Below are 20,477 nucleotides of genomic sequence, written 5' to 3' on the forward strand. Positions count from 1 at the left end.
CCTGGGGTCCCTCATATACGGCCCTCCCGTCTCCTGCGCCCCTCCCGGAACTGTCCACATCAGTGTAGCCAATCCACATCCCGCTCCTCGCGCGACGGAGGCCGCCACTACGGGCTCGGCCTCCACGCCGCCTCCGAGGCCGCGAGCGCCCACGGGGGCTCCGTCTCGCTCGCCAACAGCCCCTCGGGCGGCGCGGTGGCCACCATCGCGGTCCCCCTGTGCGGGGCCTGACGAATCAGGCCCTCACACCGGCGTGGCTCGCAACCAAACGCTTCCCGGATAATAATGCCCGTTGCAGGGATCGCCCTGGCTAGTCGCCGCCCATGTGCATGAGCATGTCGGCGACGCGAGTCGCCATCTCGTCCGCCGCTACACGGATGTTGGCGACCCAGGACGCAAGGCCGACCTGATCGGATGCCTCCGCCTCAAGCACGTCGCAAATGACGGCGGCGACCGCCCCGGGAGCCGCCCGCGGCCGGGCACGCGAGGGAGCCTCGAGACGAGAGGAGCTCGAGGACGACCATGACCAAGAGCATTAGCAGGAGCCAGGTGAGGCTCATCGCATCGACCAACGCGATATTCGGCGCCGACGAGGCGTGCGCGATGCTGCGCATAAGCCGCGACGCAATGTACCGGCTCGCCCCCCTTTGCACTCACCGCCAGCACATGCTATAAGGTTGTTGGTGGCCCATTGAGCTACCTCCAAGTGCCGGGGGAGTCCCCCGGCTATTTTTTTATCCATTCCATTAGGAGTCCCCATTAGCCTAGGAGCTCAGCATCTTCGTCGACGAGAGCGGCGACCGCGGCGGCAAAGCGCGCTACTACTTGCTCACACTCGTCTTTCACGACCAGGCAGACAGCATCGCCGAGGCGGTCACGAGCTATGAGGCCAAGCTTGCCAGGGCCGATCTCCCCAACATTCCGTTTCACTCCGAGCCTCTCATGAACGGGCACAAGGATTATGAGTTTCTTAACATCGAGCAGCGCAAGGTGATGCTCGTCTACTTCTCCTCGTTCGTCCGCAAACTTCCCATTTCCTATATCACGTTCGTCTACCGCCGCAGCCAGTTCGAAGACCCGGCAAGGCTAATGGAGCGCATGGGGCGCGACATCTCCTCCGCCATGATTGAACACCTAGGCTTCTTTCGATCCTTCGACGATGTGAAGGTCTATTACGACAACGGTCAGGATATTGTCAAGCAGGCGCTCGACCGCTCGGTGGGCAAGGTTCTCTCAAAAGGGGTCGTCCGACGCCGCAAGACCTCGATGACCGACTACCGCCTCGAGCAAGTGGCGGATTACCTCTGCACTATCGAACTTGCCTTGGTCAAGTACGAGGCCAAGGAGAACGGTGAAACGTACAACAAGTTCTTCGGAGGTATAGGTTCTTTCAAGAGGAACTGGTTCAAGCAAGCCCGCAGCAAGCGGATATAGGTGGTTCCGCAGTCTCGCAGGGAGCGGTCGTCTCTCCTCCGGCCAGGGCCCCAAGCGACACGCTTCGAGCAGCGATAGCGAAACGCAAGCAACGGCGTCGCGGGCGCCTCGTGCGCCATAGTGTCCATGTGGTCATCTCCTATCGTCTCAGCGTGGTAGCTGAAGATTCTAGGCGCTGGCCACACCCCTTTTCCGGGGCGCCAACACCAACGTTTAGCACACAAGGAGTTTGACGAGATGGCTCAGCGAGTATTGAATCTATCCGCCCAGGCAGCCATGTCGAATAGCTCCAGATTGGGGTAACTGACCGTTTCGCCCGTTTCTTTAAGACAGGCCTCCGCGGCGTTGCACAGCGAGCTCGCGAGCGACGCCGCATCAACGCGGAACGTCACGCTCTTAGTCGCACGCATCCCGCTCTTGGGCGACGGCCAGGAAGAGCAGAGGGCGTTGCACCCGTGGAGGACAAGCTCGAACTTGTAGTCGTAGTCGAAGCTCTCGTCTTTCTCGGGAGCATCGACCGACACATCGTAGTCGCCTGAATGCAACAGGGAGCACCGGAGCTTCCAGCACATCTTCCCATTAAAGATTTGACCTGGAATCGTTTCACCTTCGTTCGAGGGGTCTCCCGAAAACAGGAAGTCGTTTGCCGCCCAGTCATCAAACCACTTCACATACTGCCGCCCCGCCGCTCTCTTCCCGTTATGAAGGACGAGATTGGGATAAAGAAGCTGCCCCATGGCGTCGGGAATGGTAAGGGAAGACATAAGGGCTGGGATAAGGCAGTCTTTCTCAACCGCATTTCTAATCGATTCGACGAGTAGCTTCATTTCGATGCCTCAAAAAGTCTATGCGGTCTTATGCGAAGAAACGGCCGATCGGCCATGAGCCGAGCGTCGTTCGTGCCTCTTCGTCAAGTGACGCTCTGAGCGCAGAGGCCATGTCCGAGTCTCCGCGCAAGGCTGCTGCGCATGCTTTCGACAGCGCACTATCTGAATTCAGCTGGATTGCCATTAACTCAGATTTCTCCTCGCTAGTAAGATCTCGCTTTCGAGCGGCAATTTGATATCGATTTATCAGGGTTGCCTCTCGATCCGCAAAAGCTTCCAGGGCGTCTACGGTCATCTCGCAGCATTTCAGCAACTCTTCCTTACAGCACGCATCTTGATCGTAGGCTGATAGCATTTCAAGCATCTTGTCGTTGACGTAGGCAGAGCTAACTTCGGTGACTGGATACTGCTTCAACGTAGCGGCAAACACCTCGGCATCGATATTGGCAAGCCTCATATAGTCCTGCATCGTTTGGACGAACAGAGGCGCGACGACTACGGGGGCATCCCCCTCGCCCCGGAAGAACACCGAGACCGTCAGGTCATCCAGTCGAAGCCCATCGACCATTCGGTACATATCTTCAGATACTTGGTAAAACACGAGCTTAATCGGATGGTTCCCCAGATTGATATATCCGAATCCGTTTTGCCGATCCTTGTAGTGGAGGGGTGCGTTCTCAACCAATCCCTTGTAAATTGTCTCGATGTTTCTTAAATCCTGAGTGGTCAACGCACTGATGTCGAGCTCTGGCTTGTAATGAAGAGCGTCGACAACCCGCTTGATAATCTCCAGCGACTGCAATCGACTCTCAAGGGCGTCGAGGTCGCCTCCGCTCAACTTGCACCCGCGAGCAAAGCCGCTTCCGTCTATGGAAAGCGTACCGGTTTGCATCAATGCGCGCATGAGGGCCAACTCTTCCATGCGCTCGGCAAGAGTTCCGGTCTCGCTGAGGGTGATTGTGTTGGTGGAGAGGCATATGTCGAAACCCCTGAAGAAAACGTGCTCGCCATTCTCATTTTCTCCGGCCATGACCACCGCATTTAGGGAAACATCACCAGAGCTGACGTCATGCCGAGACCCAATCGCGACGCCAACTATGTTTTCAAGCTTATTCAAGGGATACAGCTCTCCCCAGGGGCTCTTCCCGTAGATATACAGCCCGTTCCTGTATGGAGCCAAGCTTGCGGGCGACTCGCCCTCGAGCAGCTCGATTCCAAACTCGCACTCATCAAAGCAAAGGCCGGCATCCTTAAATTCCTCGATTGTCTTGGGGGCGATGCCAACGACTGCTCGCTGCTTTGCTCTGTCCTTGACCGCCCTTCTGACAAGCCGCGTCAATTCCGCCGCGTCTGACGGAAGCCGGTCGAAACGCAAAGAGATGCGCTCTTGTTGCTCCGGAATATCGGCCAGAATCTTCTTTAGGTCATAGGGAAGCAAAAGTCTGTAGAAAACCTCCGCTGAACGAGCCTCGCTCCCACAGTAGACGTAAAAATAGATGCAGCCTCCAGCAATGTTGAGATAGTGCTTGAGGTCTGAAACTCGAACTTGCCGCTTAGGTCGGTCCGATTTTCTTTTCGAAGTGGTCCCCTTGACCTGAAGCGGCAACTGGCCTTCAACGGTCTCAATCGTGAAGGAAGAAGACGAGTAGACTTGCAGGTGCCCGTCGGTGCATTCGGTCTTGTCGTTCTCATCTATATACGCATAGACGCAAGCGACATCGCCGAGAGCCTGCTTGACAGCATTGACCGCGTTCTGCTCGATTTTGCGATTGTCCAAGCTTCTCCTTACTGTTTTAGATCGTCAGCAAACCGATGTCAGGCATGTTTCTCACTTGACCTAACTGCCTCGCGATGAATCGCATGGCCCTAGAGGAAAAAGTCCCTCGCGCTCACGATGCGGATGCCGTCGATATCCGTGTCGTAGGAACCCTGCCTCACGACCACGATCTTCTCGTGGTTGTCTCGTATCGACTTCAGAGGGGCGATCTCTCGCTCCCTGGTCTCGCTTGCGAACATCTCGTCAGTCGCCTGCACGTAGAGCACGCGCCCGTCCTTCGTCGCAACGAAGTCGACTTCCTTGCCATAGAGCTTGCCCACATGCACGCTCCATCCTTCGTAGAGCAGCTGGAGATACACGGCGTTCTCGAACAGGCGGCCAGTATCCGTGACCCTATAGCCGGCCATCCAGGTCCTGAAGCCGGTGTCGACGATGTACTCCTTTGGGTTCGTCTTGAGGAGCGCCTTGCCGTGCAAATCGTAACGCGTGGCACGATAGAACAGGAAGGCCTCCTCAAGCGCACCCACATACGAGGAAACGGTCTTGTTCGTGGTCTTCGGCCCCGCAGAAGTTAAACGCGCCGGCGATTCGACTCGACGAGCACTCGTTGCCGATGTTGTCCGCCAGGAATTCGGCCACATGGCGCAGCAGGGAAGGGTCAGTCACCGCACTTTTGCCCTTCCCGCGCTCACGGTTGACAATATCACGCACGGCGATGGCTTCGTAGACGCCGGACATGTACGCCGAGTGCTGCGCCTGGGTCGTCGAGAGGGATGCGATGGCTGGCATGCCCCCGTACTCAAGGTAACGAGTAAGCATGTCGTCGAAGAGAACGGGATCCCCCTCGGGAGTGAGAGCCACCGAAGTTCCCGATACGAACTCGATTCCGCAGAAGTCGGCGAACTCGGAGAAGGACAGGGGCAGCATCTTTACCTCTACGTAGCGCCCGGAGAGATAGGTGGCCAGCTCGCTCGAGAGAAGATACGCATTCGAGCCCGTGAGGTAGATGTCGCAATCGAAGTCGACCCTCATTGCGTTGACCGCATCCTGCCAGCCATCGATTCTCTGGGGCTCGTCTATGAAAACGTAGGTGCGACCCTTGTCCGACAGGCGCCCGCGAACGTAATCATAAAGCTGGTCCTCCGTCTTGATGCCCGTACCCTTGCTTTCCAGGTTGACGCTCACAAAGCCGCGGCCAGCGACTCCTTCAGACTCGATGGCCATCCTAATTAGATCGAGAAGGCTCGACTTGCCGCACCTGCGCACGCCCGTGATCACCTTGATGAGGTCGGTGTCACGGAAGAGCATCGCCTCCTCGAGGTATCTATCGCGGTTCCTGAGTCTGCCACCCTTCAAAAGCTGCTCCTAAAACTCGAATCTGGTTACACTTTTAGGAGTATCGTAACTCCACGCCACAAGATGAGCAAAGAGCGCACCTCGAGACGGATCGACCAAGGGGATTACGCACCTGCCGGGAGGCAGGGCAGCTTGCTCGATCGACGCGGACTACCAATTGATAAACCCCAAAAGCCGGACCGCACGGCGGCGCTCGTTTCGCTAAATCGGCTTGATGGGATGGCGAATCACGGTCTTGAGCTTCTCCGGCGCGTACTTGCGCGGGTCGGAGAGGTAAATCTCGTGACAGAGGCGGGATTCGGAGAAGTCAGGCGCATATCCCCGTTCCGCCGCAAATGCGCGCATGGCGCCTATGATCGTCAGCTCGTCATCGTAAGGCCCGTATAGCAATGGGCGCGGATTCGGAAGATGCCGCGCCCATTGGCAAACACTATAGCATAGAATCGAACGTCTGTTCTATTCCCACTCGATCGTCGCAGGCGGCTTGGACGTGATGTCGTAGCACACGCGGTTGGCGCCGGGGACCTCGGCAACGATGCGGCCGGAAATGCGGGCCAGCACGTCGTAGGGCAGCTTGGCCCAGTCGGCGGTCATAGCATCGCTGGACTCGACGGCACGCAGGATGATCGGGCGCTGGTAGGTGCGCTCGTCGCCCATAACGCCAACGGACTTGATGTCAGGCAGGACCGCGAAATACTGCCAGCAGCTGTGCTCGGAGTTGCGCTCGCCGGTCTGCTCAAACAGACGCTGGTTGTAGGCGTCGAGCTCCTCGCGCACGATGGCATCGGCGTTCTTGAGAATCTCGAGCTTCTCCTTGTCGACCGCGCCGATGATGCGGATGGCCAGGCCCGGGCCCGGGAAGGGCTGACGGAACACGATGTGACCCGGCAGGCCCAGCGCCAGACCAAGCGCGCGGACCTCGTCCTTAAAGAAGTGGTCGAGCGGCTCAATGAGGTCGAAGTGCACGCCCTCGGGGAACGGGATCAGGTTGTGATGGCTCTTGATAGTGGCCGTCTTGCCGCCCGTCTTGCGAGCGCCGGACTCGATGATGTCGGGGTAGATAGTGCCCTGAGCCAGGTACTTGACCGGCTTGCCGTCGGTCTCGAGCTGCTGCGCCACGGCGAAGAACTCTTTCCAGAACTGCGTACCGATGATACGGCGCTTCTCCTCGGGCTCGGTCACGCCGGCCAGAAGCTCGGCGTAGCGGTCCTCGGCATGAACGTGGATAAAGTCGACGTCAAACTGCTTGGTGAAGACCTCCTCCACCTGCTCGGGCTCACCCTTGCGCAGCAGACCGTGGTTGATGAACACGCAGGTCATCTGCTTGCCCACGGCACGGGCACCCAGCGCAGCCACGACGGAGGAGTCGACGCCGCCGGACAGGGCCAGAATTACGCGGTCGTCGCCGACCTTCTCGCGGAACTCGGCCGTCATGGTCTCGACCAGGTTGTCCATGCTCCAGTTGGGCTCCAAGCCGCAGATCTCAAACAGGAAGTTGCTCAGCAGCTGCTGACCGTACTCGGAGTGCTTGACCTCGGGGTGGAACTGCGTGGTGAAGATTTTGCGCTCGACGCACTCCATGGCAGCAACCGGGCACACGTCGGTGCTGGCGGTAACGGTAAAGCCCTCGGGCACCTCGGACACGGCGTCGCGGTGGCTCATCCAAACGGTCTGCTCCATGGGCGTGGAGTTAAAAAGCTTGGCGCCGGCCGTGCGCGTGATGGTGGCGCGGCCATACTCGCCCACCTCGGAGTGGCCGACCTTGCCGCCGAGCGTCACGGCCGTGATCTGATGGCCGTAGCAAAAGCCCAGGACGGGAAGGCCCAGGTCAAAGATGGCGGGATCGATAGACGGAGCGTCCTCGGCATACACGGAAGCCGGGCCGCCAGAAAGGATGAGCGCAGAGGCGTTCATCTCGCGAATCTCGTCGGCCAAGATGTCGCAGGGGACGATCTCGGAATACACGTTGAGGTCGCGGACGCGACGGGCAATGAGCTGACCGTACTGCGCACCAAAGTCGAGTACGAGGACCTTTGCGGAAGCCTTTTGATCCATGGTTCCCCCTCTTGTTGGCGGGGAGCCGGTGCCCACCCGCGCGAATAAACGAAAATTGCTTTCATAGTGTACACGTTATATGGGGTTTCTCGTCCCTCGCAGCCATCAGCGCACGGCAAACGCACGACCTGGGCCCCTATTTGACGGCAATTGAAGTGTTACCAGACGTTACAGATGATGTAATACGTTTGAACATTGAACGCTCTGTGCCACAATACTGCCGAACGACTCCGCCTCTGCGGCGGCAAATACGATAGGAATACCAGCATGAAGCGCATCCTTCTCATCGCCACGGGCGGCACCATCGCATCGACCGAGGACGGCAACGGCCTCTCCCCCGCCCTGACCGGTGAGGAGCTCGCCCAGAGTGTCCCCGAGATCTCGGGTCTCTGCGAGCTCGACGTGGTGCAGCCCATGAACATCGACAGCACCAACATGCGCCCGAGCGACTGGATGCGTATCCGCGACGTCATTGTCGAGGGTTATGCCGACCACGACGGCTTCGTGATTCTGCACGGCACTGACACCATGAGCTACACCGCAGCAGCGCTTTCCTACCTGATTCAGGACAGCCCCAAGCCCATCGTGCTCACCGGCTCGCAAAAGCCCATGGGCAATCCCTTTACCGACGCCAAGCTCAACCTGTACCAGAGCCTGCTCTATGCACTCGACGAGCATTCGCACGATGTGTCGATTGTGTTTGGCGGCGTCGCCATTGCCGGTACGCGCGCCCGCAAGCAGCGCACCATGAGCTTCAACGCATTCATTAGCGTCAACTATCCGCCCATTGCCTACATCCGCAATGACCGTATCGTGCGCAACGGGCTTCACGGCACGCATCAGGACGAAAACCCGGTGCATTTCTACGACAGCATCGACCCGCGCGTATTTGTACTCAAGCTTACGCCCGGCGTAAACCCGGGCATCCTCGACGCCCTAGCCGATAGCTACGATGCTGTAATCCTTGAGACCTTTGGCATTGGCGGTATCCCCGAGTTTGGTGAGTCGGGCGAGTCGTTCCAGGAGGCGATTTTCCGCTGGGTCGATTCGGGTCGCACCGTCGTCATGACCACACAGGTCCCCGAAGAGGGCCTCGATCTGGGCGTTTATGAGGTCGGCCGCGCTTACGCCGATCATCCGGGCATCCTGCGCGGCGATGACATGACCACCGAGACGCTCGTGGCCAAGACCATGTGGGCACTCGGCCAGTCACGCGATGCCGCCGAGATCCAGCGCCTGTTCTACAGCCAAGTCAACCACGACCGCATCCCGATGGCGTAATCCCAAGGGCAGATCTACGTATCGCAGCCTCAAACGGCAGGTGGTCCCCCTCGGGCCGTGCAAAAAACGGAGTATTCTGCAATTTCCCCGACGGAGACATCAAATCAACTGCTTATTTGGCGGGCTTTTAGTGTGAAAAGGCCGTCTTGTAAATAGTTATTCCTCGTTTTTTATTAAGTGTGTGGATTAACTAGTGCCAAAAACGCAATGCAACCCATTCGAACTGCCGTCTACGGATGAACAGCTGCTGAATACTCGCGATTTTGCACATCGCAGCCGGGGGGACCTGCCCAAAGGGCGCCAAATAGCATCGAAAACGTCCTATTCGATGCCTTCGAGAAGCTCTGACACCGTCAGGCCGAGTGCGGGCGCAATCTTAAATAGAACCCTGAGCGTGAAATTTGCCGTTCCGTCTTCGATTCTGTCGAGATAGGGGCGGCTGATTCCTGCTGCCACACAAAAATCGACCTTGGAGATACCAAGGTCCCTGCGCGTCTCTTCGACCCGCCTGCCAAGAATCTGTTTCGCACGTTCGTCCATGCAGCCGAGTTTGAAATGGAGCCGAACAAAAACGTAAACTATAGTTTACGTTTTAACGAATACACAGGAGTTTTCTATGTCGGGTTCTTCGATTTACGTACGGCGCACAGACTGCCGCCGGCGCGCCACGCCGATTGCTCTTGTCGTTATCGAGGCCGACCAGCTTACGCCCGACGAACGCACGGCCCTTGCGCTACTGACGAGCCGTGTCGCCACGGCGCTGCTTTCCAATCCAAAGCAAGGCGACCTCGCACGTCTATGCCAAGAGCGCGGCCGCACGCTCGACCAGACCGCTGTTATCGCCACCACCCCGCAAGGACTCCCCCTGCTCCTAGAAGCCACCGTCGCCCTAACCTTGCGCGGCGCGGGATACGAAAACGAGGCCGCCGCCGATGTGGTCTTTCAACCACGATCGAGCGGCGGCCTCGCAGCAGCCATCGAATATGCTTGTAGGCTCGTTGCCTAAAGGAACAAGCTAGAATCCCAGTCCAAAGCCCGTGCCAGTAATTGCCGAATACATAAAGTAGACGTTAATCACATTAAGGAACACGCCCGTGATGCAGCCGTTGCGCAGATAACGCTCACACGTTAGTCGCGCCATCACGGCAGAGTCGTCGTTGTTCTTAGCCTGACGACCGGCGGTAAAGTACGTCGCCACGCCGAGCAGCAGGTTGAGCACCGGCAGTGCCAGCAGCTCGCAGCTCTTACCCCAGCGCGTCACCTCGCCGGCTGCGTTAAACTTCGTTGCCACCTCGGGGCCAATGTTGGGGATAACACACGCTGCAACCACCAGCGGAATCACCGCAAGTACGAGCAGCGCGATGCCCATGTAGCCGGCTTTTTTGCCATATTTAAACATATGCGTCGTCCTTACACGTTAAAGCGGAAGTGCACGACGTCGCCATCGGCCATGACATAGTCCTTGCCCTCAATACGCAGCTTGCCGGCGGCCTTGGCGCCCTGCTCGCCGCCGAGCTCGATGTAGTCGTCGTAGCCAATGACCTCGGCCTTAATAAAGCCGCGCTCAAAGTCGGTGTGGATGACGCCGGCGGCCTGCGGGGCGGTCGCGCCCTGACGAACCGTCCAGGCCTTGACCTCCATCTCGCCGGCCGTAAAGAACGACTGCAGACCGAGCAGCTTATAGGCCGCCTGCGCGAGCACGTCCAGGCCGGGCTGCTCCAGGCCCAGGCTCTCCAGGTAGTCGGCGGCGTCCTCGGGATCGAGCTCGGAAAGCTCTGCCTCGATCTTGGCGCAGATGGGCAGCGGCTTGACACCATCGATGGACGCCAGATCGTCGTTGAGCATGTCCTCGTCCACGTTGGCCACATACAGGATGGGCTTCATGGTGAGCAGGAACAGGCCCTTGGCAGCGGCGCGCTCCTCGTCGGTCATCTCCATGGACGCGGCGCGCTTGCCCTCGTTGAGCCAGGCAAGCAGGCGCTTGGCCACCTCGAACTTAGGCATGAGCTCCTTGTCGCGCTTGGCCTCCTTCTCGAGCTTGGGCAGTTGCTTCTCGAGCGTGCCCATGTCGGCCAGGATGAGCTCGGTCATGATGGTGTCGGCGTCACCGGCGGGGTCGACGAACTCGCCCGTGCGGCCCACCTCACGCATAACGTTGGGGTCCTTAAAGTAGCGCACGACCTCACAGATGGCATCGGTCTCGCGAATGTTGGCCAAGAACTGGTTGCCCAGGCCCTCGCCCTCGTTGGCACCCTTCACCAGGCCAGCGATGTCGACGAACTCGACCGTAGCCGGCACAATACGGCCGGGGTTAACGATGTCGGCGAGCTTTTGCAGGCGGCTATCGGGCACATCGACGATACCCACGTTGGGGTCAATCGTGGCGAACGGGTAGTTGGCGGCAAGGCCGGTCTTTTTGGTAAGCGCGGTGAACAACGTCGACTTGCCCACGTTGGGCAGGCCCACGATACCGATGGAAAGGGACACGACAGCTCCTTTTGGTACAGGTACTTCAAACCGTATAAGTATAGCGCCGCCGCAGCATCCGGGCGAATCCGGACACCGCGGCGGCGCAAATGAAGCAGAGATGCGTGAGAGTTCTAGACAGTAGTTCTTACTTAAGCTCGGGCCAGAAATCCTTGTTGGCCTCGATGAGCTCGTCCAGGATCTGCTTAGCAACGCTCGCCGAGGGAATGGTCTTGGAGAGCGTGAGTGCCTGCCAGAGCTTCTGGTAGCTGCCCTCGACCCAAGCCTGGACAACGAGCTTCTCGACGGAAACCTGCTGCTCCATCAGGCCCTTCTGGAACTGCGGGATCGGGCCCTGGCAAATCTTCTCAAAGCCGTTGGAACCGACGATGCAAGGCACCTCGACCATGGCCGTCGGGTCGAAGTTGGGCACAGCACCATCGTTGGGGACGATCAGCAGGAAGCGCTCGAGCGTGTTCTCGGCCAGCGCGCAGGCAAGGTCGACGATGTAGTTGGCGTGTACGTCGGGCTCAAAGCCGCCGTCCTTGGCAGTACCCTTGGCGATGATGTCGCGGCAAGCGCCAAAGACCTTCTTCTCGCGGCCGTCCATAACCTCATTGGCGCGAGTGTAGTTGGGGTCAGACGTCTCGACGACATAGTCCGGGTACAGGTAGTACTTGAGGTAGGTATTGGGAATCGTCTCGGGATCGACAGCATAGACATCTTTGGCCTTGCCGAAGGTGTGAATCCAGCTCTCCTCGACATGCTGCTCCTTACCGGCCTCGTGCTCGATGCCGTCCAGGTAGCCGTTCTTAGCCATGTGCTCCTTAATCTGCGGCATGAGGTCGTTGCCGTCCTTGTCGTAGATCTTGCTCCACCAACCAAAGTGGTTGAGGCCGTAGTAGCTATACTGCAGCTCGCGACGATCCTTGATGCCGCACATACGGCTCATCTTATCCATGAGGTCGATCGGCATGTCGCAGATGTTGATGATGCGGCTGTTGGGGCGCAGCACGCGGCAGGCCTCGGCAACGATGGCCGCGGGGTTGGAGTAGTTGAGCATCCAGGCGTTGGGGCTGTACTTCTCCATGTAGTCGAGGATCTCGATGACACCACCGATGGAGCGCATGCCGTAGGCGATACCGCCGGCACCGCAGGTCTCTTGGCCAACGCAGCCGTACTTGAGAGGAATCTTCTCGTCGAGCTCACGCATGGCGTACAGGCCGACGCGGATGTGGGCAAGCACGAAGTCGGTCCCGGTGAATGCGGTCTCGGGGTCGGTGGTGTAGCTAAACTCAACCTCGGGAGCGTTCTCGTGGAAGTAGATCTCGCAGGCCTTTGCCACGATCTCCTGGCGCTCGGCGTTGTTGTCGTAGAAGGTCACCTTGTTGACCGGGAAGCGGTCGCGCTCCTCGAGCAGCATCAGGGCGATGCCCGGGGTGAAGGTAGAGCCACCGCCGGCAATGGTCACGGCATAGTTTTTCTTGGACATGATGTCCTCCTCATTCTGGCCGCTTGCTCAATCCATCCCCGTACGCGGCCTGCACGGTTTGGAACTGTTACCTAGAAGTGGAGTTTTTTATCTCCAGAATCGGCTTTGCGGTGCATACCGGCTCTACAAGGCCGATTGTTTCGATGGACGATGGTTTACAGAAGACTCTCGAACTTCAGAAGACTCTCGAACTTCTCGCGAACCTGCGGGACGGTAAGGCCGATGATGACCTGGATTGACTGACCTTGGACCACCAAGCCATGCGTACCGATCGCCTTGAAGGAAGCCTCGGGTGCAACGACGCTCTTGTCCTTGACGTTAACGCGCAGACGGGTAGCGCAGTTAGTTACATCGATGATGTTATCCGCGCCACCGAGTAGATCAAGGATGTTCTCGGCAAGCACCAAGCGCTCATCATCTTTACTCTGGGCGACCGATTTGCCAGCAGCACCGCCCTGCTTTTGCTTGTAGTCGGCCTTGGACTTGAGCTCGACCTCAACATCGTCATCCTCGCGACCGGGGGTCTTAAAGTCGAACTTGACGATCAGGAAACGGAAGACCACGACCCAAAGAGCGGTAAAGCACAGACCGACAAGGATGGAGATGGCGTACTGCAGACCGTGTGCGGCCCAAAGGGGCAGCCAGTCCCACGAGAGCATCGAGATGATGCCGCCGTCGAAGATGCCCACGACGCCAAGGAGGTTTTGAGCCATGCAGCCGAGCGCTCCGAGCACGCAGTGGACGACGAACAGGCCGGGCGCGATGAACAGGAAGGTGAAGTCAAGCGGCTCGGTAATACCGCAAAGCATAGCGGTAAGGGTGACGGGAATGAGCAGAGCCTTGACGCGCTGCTTGCGCTCGGGTTTGGCGGTCATATAAAACGCAATGGCAACGCCAAGCGAGCCGAAGACCTTAGTCCAACCAGGGCAGGTATAGGCAGCCCAGGGTGCGGCATCCTTAAGAGCAATGCTCGGATCGGCAGCCAGTTGGGGCAGGATGTTGGCCCAAGCAGCAAAGATGCCGCCGTTGACCGCCGCGTTGTCGTAATAGAACGGCGTATAGATAAAGTGGTGCAGGCCTGTAGGAATCAGCACGCGCTCGAAGAAAGCAAAGACACCCACGCCAAACGTACCGGCGGAAAGGATGAATCCCTGGAAGGCAGAGATAGCAGCCTGAACATGCGGCCATACCAGGCAGGCGATAAGAGCGACCGGAACCATAACGAAGAAACCGATCATATAGATGAACACGGAGCCCGAGAACACGCCCAGCCACTCGGGGAGCTCGGTATCGAAGAACTTGTTATGCAGCATCGTGGCGATACCAGAGATAATGAGCGCGCCCATGATGCCCATATCAAGCGTTTTGATGCTTGCGATAGTGGCAAGACCAGTACCGCTGCCCGCCTCGACAGAGTAATCGACGCCAAAGACAGGGCCCCACTGCCCCAAGATTGTGCTTACAAAGTAGTTGAAGGTAAGGTAGATGGCCAAAGCCTCCATGCAGCAGCGAGCGTTCTGCTTGTTCGCGAGCGAGATTGGCAACGCTACGCAAAACAGCAACGGCATCTGGTTAAAGAGCGTCCAACCACCCTGGAGCAGCACATTCCAGCAATCAAACCAAAGATGGCCCGCAGTGGCCATCTCGCCAAAGATCGCCTCGGTGGTAAACAACGTACCCAGGCCGACGACGATTCCGGAAAATGCGAAAAGAATTGCAGGCGTGTACATTGCACCGCCGAAACGTTGTATCTTTTGCATCATGACGGGGAATCCCCCTCTCTTCATTCGGAGCGCTGCGGTTTTGGCTTCACTCGAGACCGCAGACGCGCCGTTTGCGTGTACCTCGTGCAATAGGACGGGTGGGCCCGCTTCCCTGACTTCTTGCACTTACGATTTATCACATCACTTATCTAGAAAAGTTAGCGTAAAGACTACGGTCGGTAAACGGTCGATTATTGGCCGTAAACGGTATATGTCCAGTATTTCGCCTGCTAAATCTGACATAGTTGATGGCTGCATTTTAAATTTCTTTTCTACTTGTCTAGATGTGCTTGTCTATATCTATAGACATGCCTATACTTCATTACAACATTCACCGCCACGTTAAGGAGTCACCATGAAAAGCGCGGTCTTCTATGGAAAGCACGACCTCAGAGTCGAGGAATCGGCAAAGCCGGCCGTGGGCAGGCGCGACGTCCTGATCAACGTCAAAGCTTGCGGCGTCTGCGGTACCGACGTGCATATCTATGAAGGCGACAAGGGTGCAGCCGACGTTACCCCGCCCACGATCCTTGGTCATGAGTTTGCGGGCGTTGTCGAGGCCGTGGGCAGCGACGTCGCTGGCTTTAAACCAGGCGATCGCGTGTGCATCGACCCAAACCATCCCTGCGGCTGCTGCGAACCCTGCCGCGACGGAATCAACCACTACTGCGAGCATATGACCGGTTACGGCACCACCGTTAACGGCGGCTTTGCCGAGTACTGCTCCGTCGATATGCAGCAAGTCTACAAGTTGGGCGATCACACCAGCTTTGAGCAGGGTGCTATGACCGAACCCGTCGCCTGCTGCCTGCACGGCATCGATATGTGCAACATCAAGCCCGGCAGCACAGTTGTCGTTATCGGCGGTGGCATGATCGGTCTGCTCATGATGCAGCTCGCCAAAAACGCCGGCGCCACCAAGGTTGTCTTGCTTGAGCCTGTCGAAGGCAAGCGCGAGGTTGCGCTCAAACTCGGCGCCGACCTGGCAATTGATTCCATCCACGAGGACGTCCCGGCCCGCCTGAAGCAGGAGGGCGTCGGCAACGTCGATGTCGTTATCGAGTGTGTTGGCAAGCCCGTCACCATCGAGCAGGCCATCCAGATCGCCGGCCACAAGGCTACGGTCATGATGTTCGGCCTCACCAAGCCCGATGAGACAATCACCGTCAAGCCCTTCGAGGTCTTCCAGAAGGAGCTCGTGCTCACCTCGTCCTACATCAACCCTTACACACAGCGTCGCGCGCTCGAGCTCATCGACTCTGGCAGGCTCGACGTATCCTCGATGGTCGCCAAGGTGGCTTCCCTCGACGAACTCGGCGCCATCCTGTCAGACCCGGCCCTGCGTGCCATGGGCAAATATATAATCGACCCCAGCAAGTAAATCACTTGACACCTGCGCGGGCGGCCCTCATCCACCGCTCGAGCACCCAGCTCTAGGAGACCGTCATGGCGCGAGCCATCTTCCAAACTATTTATGACAACGTGAAGCAGTCGATTGACGACGGCACATACGCCTATCAGAGTTATCTGCCTTCGGAGACTGAGCTCACGCAGCTGTTTGACTGTTCGCGCATGACGGTCCGTCGCGCCATCTCGATGCTTGCGGCAGATGGTTACGTGCTCCCCCAGCAAGGCAAAGGCATGCGCGTCATTCGCAACATCAGTGACGAGACGAATCGTGGTGGCGGCGGACTCGAGACCTTTAAGGAAATCGCAGCCAGTCGAGGCTTTGAGCTCAAAACGGTTACCACTGTCTTTGAGCTCCTCGTCTGTAACAAGGCGCTCTCCAAGATTACCGGGTTTCCTGAAGGCTGTGAGCTCACGCGTGCCAAACGCATCCGTTATGCAGACGGACGGGCCGTGTGCTCCGACGACTCCTATTACCTAAGCTCACAGGTACCGGGGCTGACACCCGAGATTGTCAACGACTCGATCTATCGTTACCTCGAAGAAGGCCTTGGCATTAAGATTGCCACGGGCAAACGCGATGTAACGATTGAGCATCCCACGCCCGAGGATGCACGCGTGCTCGATCTCGACGACTTTAACGCACTCGCTGTTGTACGCGGACAGACCTACAACGCCGACGGCATCCTTATGGAATACACCGAGACAAAGCAGGTTCCCAGCTTCTTTTTACTCCACGAAACGGTCACCCGCCGCAATAACGGCAGCGAGACCCATCAGAGCAGTATGAGCTAACCATCTATTAGTTGCGGTGGGATAGTTCCCAGAATGGCCAGCTTAAGGGCAAAACAGGAACTATTCCACCGCAACTTTTTTGGCCGGTGGGGCAGTACCTGTCCCACTGGCCATCATTTACGCTCTTTTAGCTAGTCCGCGAGCTTTTCCACTTGGTCGAGCATCTTGTTGAGCTTTTCCTTTGCCTCGGCCTTGACCTTCTCGGCCTCCTCGTGGGCCTTGGCCTTCTGAGCGGCCTTTTCCTCGGCCTCGGGGTCGACGACGACCAGATTGGACGCGTCATGCTCAACCAACTTGAGCGCATGCTCGGGGCACACCTTGACGCAGGCTCCGCAACCTAGGCAATACGTGGACTCCAACGCAAAGCGGCCGCTTCCCACCAAATCGCAGGCAAACGTGGGGCATACGTTGACGCACTCGCCGCACGACGTACACTTGTCAAAATCACATTCCGGCGTGCTCACCTGCATGTTCTTGGCAAGCTCGGGATGGTTCTGCAGTGTCGAGAGCACCAGCTGCCGCCCATGGGTGAGCGAACGGCGACGCTTAGTCGTCGTGGTGCCGCACATGGTGTTGAGTGTGCGCTCGAGCTGCGTGATCTGGTGACGGTGGGCCTTCAACTTCTGCGTCACCGAGGCCAGCGCCGCAGTCGCCGGGTTGAGCTTAGTCACGCTTAGGCCCGTGGTGCGGGCGATCTTTTCCATATACTCCTTGCGCTCGTACTCGCGAAGCTTATGGCACTTGAGGCTCTTGGGGTCTACCTCCAGGCCCATACCCGTGCCGGACCACTCCTCGGCCTTCGCAATCGCCTCGCCCAGAATGTCCTCACCGCCGGTGTTGCGGCATTTATCGCACACGCCCAACGGCAGGTACACACTCACGTTGGGATAGTCCGCCAGTACCGAGAACCAGGTCTCGGCCGTAACATCGCCCACGCAGGCGACGACGACCTCGTTTTCGCGCGGCATGCGCTTGAGGGCGCGCGTGCAGGTGACGTAGGCGGTCTCGTGGCTCGTAGCAGCAGAGACGATATCGTCATACAGGTTTTTGGGCGCCAAGCGCGGCGAGATGATCGCCTCGGTCGGACAGGCAGCGGCGCACAGGCCGCACTTGCGACAGGAGTCGAGGATCTCAATGGCATCTTCCTCGACCTCGATAGCGTTGACCGGACACACGTCCATGCACGCGGTGCAGCCGCTCTTTTCGTTTTTGCAGGTCAGGCACGGAATGGTGTTGCCGCGCGGGCGCTCCTTGTAGTCGGCAGGATTCCACTGCGGCGCCGACGGATCGAGTGCATCGGTCGCGCCGCCAAGCGGGTTTTTAAGAAAGTCGAAACCCTTGCTGATCTCGATAATGTCATCAAACAGATCGTGTTCCTGCGCCATGCGCGGCCCCTCCCTGAGCAGTGCAAACAAGCAAGAGATAATGATACGCTATCGGCCCACACCTCGGGCAAATTACACGCGGAGCACCTTGAGGGAAATAACCCATAGCCCATCGCCGCCTCGATTGCACAAGGTCAATCAAGCGCCAAACTATGCCTCGCGCATGAGCTCGACGAGCTTTTGTTTGGTCACCTTTGTCTGCTCGTTGGCCATGTTGCGTTCGTTCCTAAAGACCGCATCCGCAACGCTCATCAGGTCGGTATCGGAAATCTCGCCAAGTCCCAGCTCCGCGAGCGTCGTCGGTAGGCCGACGCGCTGGCAAAACTCGAGCACTTGTTCAAGCTCGGGCGCATGCTCCAGGCGCAGCTGTACCACCAGACCAAACGCTACGGCCTCGCCGTGCATAGCCTTGCACTCGGGCAAAATCGTCAGGCCGTTGGCGATCGCATGCGCCAGCGCCAAACCGCCACTCTCAAAGCCAACACCCGAAAGCAGAATATTGCACTCGATCAGGCGCTCAACCGCTGGCGATGTACGGCCCTTTTTGAGATCGCGCTTGGCAGCGACACCGCACTCCATGAGTGTGTCATAGCAGGCACGAGCCGCAACCAAGGCCAAGTGTCCCGGCGCGCCACCGTGCTCGTTGGCGCCGTGCGCCGCGGCGCACGAACGCGCCTCGAAATACGTTGCCAGTGAGTCGCCCATGCCAGCGACTGTCATGCGCAGCGGGGCTGCCGCGACCACGTTGGTATCGACCACGACCAGGTCTGGATTCTTCTCGAGCATCAGGTAGCGGTCGAACGACCCATCCTCGTGATACAGCACCGAAATCGCGCTGCACGGACCGTCCATCGAAGCCGCCGTGGGGCATACGCACAACGGCAACTCGGCATAAAACGCAACGGCCTTGGCGATATCGAGCATCTTGCCGCCGCCAATGCCCACCACCATGTCGCAATACTCGGCCCGGGCTTCCTTGGCCATTTCGACAACGGCATCTTCCGTACACGGACCGTTGTAAATCTTAAAGAACGGCTCGCTTAGATCTTCATCCAGAAATCCATCGACGATCTGCCTGCACAGCCGATCCTCGGTGCCCTGGTCAAACAGGACATAGGCAGCGCAGCCCAACCATGACAAATACCTGCCCTGACGCGAGAGCTCGCCCGGCCCCTGAACATATCGTCCGGGACCGCCATAAACCATGGGAAGCGCCATACGAGAATCCGCCCTTTCATCAACAACAATTGGTGCAAAGCAACCTGACCCCTTTGCACCATAGCAAAAAGGGCAAAGCCATCTGCCGGCTTTGCCCCTTCCTTAGCTTGATTTACTCATCCATGAGATAGTAGTGGCCCAGTGCGTCGGCACCCAGGATGGCGTTTGCGACCATCTCGGGCGTCGCCTCAAACGGCATGTTGCACATGGTGTCATCGGGCGCGCAGGCGGCCTCGGCAACAATCATGGCCTGCTCACGCGTAAGCTCGGCAACGCCAAGTTCCTTCATCGTGACCGGCAGGCCCAGCTCAATGCAGAAGCCCAAGACTTCCTCGAGCTTCTCGGTCGGGGCATCCTCGAGTACCAGCTGGACGATGGTGCCAAAGGCGACCTTCTCGCCGTGATACATGCCGTGGCACTCGGGCAGCATCGTCAGGCCATTGTGGATGGCATGAGCAGCAGCAAGACCCGAGCTCTCAAAGCCAATGCCGGAGAGCAGCGTGTTTGCCTCGATGATGTGCTCCACGGCAGGCGTCAGCGCACCTTTCTCCAACGCGACCTTGGCCTTCACGCCATCGGCCATAAGCGTCTCGTAGCAGAGCTTGGCAAGTGCCAGACCAGCCATACCGCCCTTGCCGCCGGCGCAAGTGCCACCGTCGGCATCATGCGTCGCCTGGGCCTCAAAGTAGGTTGCGAGCGCATCGCCCATACCGGAAACCGTCAGGCGCACCGGGCTCGCCGCGATAACCGTCGTATCCATCAGGACAATGTTGGGGTTTGCCTTAAGGAAGAGGTACTTGTCGAACTGGCCGTCATCGGTATAGAGCACCGAAAGCGCCGAACACGGTGCATCGGTCGAAGCGATGGTGGGGCAAATGATAACCGGGGACTCCAGGTAGTAGGCAACGGCCTTGGCGGTATCGAGGATCTTGCCGCCACCGACACCGACGATGATGTCGCAACCGTTGTCGCGAGCGAGCGCAACCAGGCGATCGACCTCGCCCTTGGAGCACTCGCCGTTAAAGTCCTCAAACAGCAGCTCGGCCTTGGCCTCGGCAAAACCGCTCTCGATCTTGGCACCGACGCGCTTCTTGCCCGAAGGCGTCACGATGACGAGGGCCTTAGCGCCGAGCGGCTCGACATAGGAGCCGAGCTTGGCCAGCTCGTCCGGACCCTGGATGTACTTGCTGGGGCTATTGAAAATTGCAGCCATAACTATCC

18 protein-coding genes are annotated in these 20,477 nt (G+C 58.4%); 5 read left to right on the forward strand and 13 right to left on the reverse strand.

The window, feature by feature from the left end; translation table 11 throughout:
- Positions 1-777: 777 nt before the first annotated feature.
- Positions 778-1,434, forward strand: coding sequence for a DUF3800 domain-containing protein (locus AB5405_RS05970; protein WP_368137895.1), 657 nt, complete (start codon positions 778-780; stop codon positions 1,432-1,434).
- A gap of 242 nt (positions 1,435-1,676) precedes the next feature.
- Here AB5405_RS05970 and AB5405_RS05975 read toward each other — a convergent pair whose 3' ends face one another.
- The 5 genes from AB5405_RS05975 to guaA form a co-directional block, all read right to left on the reverse strand.
- Positions 1,677-2,261, reverse strand: coding sequence for a hypothetical protein (locus tag AB5405_RS05975; protein WP_117745741.1), 585 nt, complete (start codon positions 2,259-2,261; stop codon positions 1,677-1,679).
- Positions 2,262-2,289: 28 nt separating this feature from the next.
- Positions 2,290-4,038: a hypothetical protein gene (locus tag AB5405_RS05980; protein ID WP_368137879.1), complete on the reverse strand. Its 1,749-nt coding sequence runs from the start codon at positions 4,036-4,038 to the stop codon at positions 2,290-2,292.
- An 89-nt stretch (positions 4,039-4,127) separates the two neighbouring features.
- Positions 4,128-4,565: an ATP-binding protein gene (locus tag AB5405_RS05985; RefSeq protein WP_368137880.1), complete on the reverse strand. Its 438-nt coding sequence runs from the start codon at positions 4,563-4,565 to the stop codon at positions 4,128-4,130.
- On the reverse strand, positions 4,552-5,346 hold the full coding sequence (locus AB5405_RS05990; protein WP_368137881.1) for an ATP-binding protein: 795 nt from the start codon (positions 5,344-5,346) through the stop codon (positions 4,552-4,554). Before AB5405_RS05990 ends, AB5405_RS05985 begins: the two co-directional genes overlap by 14 nt.
- A gap of 504 nt (positions 5,347-5,850) precedes the next feature.
- Positions 5,851-7,449 carry a glutamine-hydrolyzing GMP synthase gene (gene guaA / locus AB5405_RS06000; protein ID WP_368137882.1) on the reverse strand — a complete coding sequence of 533 codons (1,599 nt, stop codon included), beginning with the start codon at positions 7,447-7,449 and terminating at the stop codon, positions 5,851-5,853.
- Between the two features lie 267 nt (positions 7,450-7,716).
- On the opposite strand from guaA, the gene AB5405_RS06005 reads away from it, so the two are divergent.
- Positions 7,717-8,730, forward strand: coding sequence for an asparaginase (locus AB5405_RS06005; RefSeq protein ID WP_138375286.1), 1,014 nt, complete (start codon positions 7,717-7,719; stop codon positions 8,728-8,730).
- 321 nt (positions 8,731-9,051) lie between these two features.
- On the opposite strand, the gene AB5405_RS06010 is transcribed toward AB5405_RS06005, so the two are convergent.
- On the reverse strand, positions 9,052-9,270 hold the full coding sequence (locus tag AB5405_RS06010) for a helix-turn-helix domain-containing protein (protein ID WP_368137883.1): 219 nt from the start codon (positions 9,268-9,270) through the stop codon (positions 9,052-9,054).
- Between the two features lie 76 nt (positions 9,271-9,346).
- Between AB5405_RS06010 and AB5405_RS06015 the strand changes: the two genes are divergently transcribed.
- Positions 9,347-9,736 (forward strand): hypothetical protein, encoded by a 390-nt coding sequence (locus AB5405_RS06015; protein ID WP_368137884.1) that lies wholly within the window; start codon positions 9,347-9,349, stop codon positions 9,734-9,736.
- A gap of 9 nt (positions 9,737-9,745) precedes the next feature.
- Here the strand turns inward: AB5405_RS06015 and AB5405_RS06020 are convergent, their stop codons facing one another.
- The 4 genes from AB5405_RS06020 to AB5405_RS06035 form a co-directional block, all read right to left on the reverse strand.
- A complete protein-coding gene (locus AB5405_RS06020; RefSeq protein ID WP_368137885.1) occupies positions 9,746-10,129 on the reverse strand; it encodes a DUF1648 domain-containing protein in 384 nt (127 codons plus the stop codon).
- A gap of 11 nt (positions 10,130-10,140) precedes the next feature.
- A complete protein-coding gene (gene ychF, locus AB5405_RS06025) occupies positions 10,141-11,217 on the reverse strand; it encodes a redox-regulated ATPase YchF (protein WP_368137886.1) in 1,077 nt (358 codons plus the stop codon).
- Positions 11,218-11,344: 127 nt separating this feature from the next.
- Entirely contained in the window at positions 11,345-12,688 is a 1,344-nt protein-coding gene (locus tag AB5405_RS06030; protein WP_195520637.1) for a 6-phospho-alpha-glucosidase, read from the reverse strand.
- 155 nt (positions 12,689-12,843) lie between these two features.
- Complete coding sequence (locus tag AB5405_RS06035; RefSeq protein ID WP_217750998.1) at positions 12,844-14,451, reverse strand: alpha-glucoside-specific PTS transporter subunit IIBC; 1,608 nt, start codon at positions 14,449-14,451, stop codon at positions 12,844-12,846.
- Between the two features lie 355 nt (positions 14,452-14,806).
- Here AB5405_RS06035 and AB5405_RS06040 point away from each other — a divergent pair, with 355 nt between their 5' ends.
- Entirely contained in the window at positions 14,807-15,832 is a 1,026-nt protein-coding gene (locus AB5405_RS06040) for a zinc-dependent alcohol dehydrogenase family protein (protein ID WP_118387611.1), read from the forward strand.
- A 65-nt stretch (positions 15,833-15,897) separates the two neighbouring features.
- Complete coding sequence (locus AB5405_RS06045; protein ID WP_368137887.1) at positions 15,898-16,653, forward strand: GntR family transcriptional regulator; 756 nt, start codon at positions 15,898-15,900, stop codon at positions 16,651-16,653.
- A 131-nt stretch (positions 16,654-16,784) separates the two neighbouring features.
- On the opposite strand, the gene AB5405_RS06050 is transcribed toward AB5405_RS06045, so the two are convergent.
- The 3 genes from AB5405_RS06050 to AB5405_RS06060 form a co-directional block, all read right to left on the reverse strand.
- Positions 16,785-18,038 carry a 4Fe-4S binding protein gene (locus tag AB5405_RS06050; protein ID WP_368137888.1) on the reverse strand — a complete coding sequence of 418 codons (1,254 nt, stop codon included), beginning with the start codon at positions 18,036-18,038 and terminating at the stop codon, positions 16,785-16,787.
- 150 nt (positions 18,039-18,188) lie between these two features.
- Positions 18,189-19,256 carry a glycerol dehydrogenase gene (locus tag AB5405_RS06055; RefSeq protein WP_368137889.1) on the reverse strand — a complete coding sequence of 356 codons (1,068 nt, stop codon included), beginning with the start codon at positions 19,254-19,256 and terminating at the stop codon, positions 18,189-18,191.
- 112 nt (positions 19,257-19,368) lie between these two features.
- Positions 19,369-20,469 carry a glycerol dehydrogenase gene (locus AB5405_RS06060; RefSeq protein ID WP_368137890.1) on the reverse strand — a complete coding sequence of 367 codons (1,101 nt, stop codon included), beginning with the start codon at positions 20,467-20,469 and terminating at the stop codon, positions 19,369-19,371.
- Positions 20,470-20,477 lie beyond the last annotated feature (8 nt).

It is taken from the genome of Collinsella aerofaciens (genome assembly GCF_040920445.1).
Classification (GTDB): Bacteria; Actinomycetota; Coriobacteriia; order Coriobacteriales; family Coriobacteriaceae; genus Collinsella; species Collinsella aerofaciens_BH.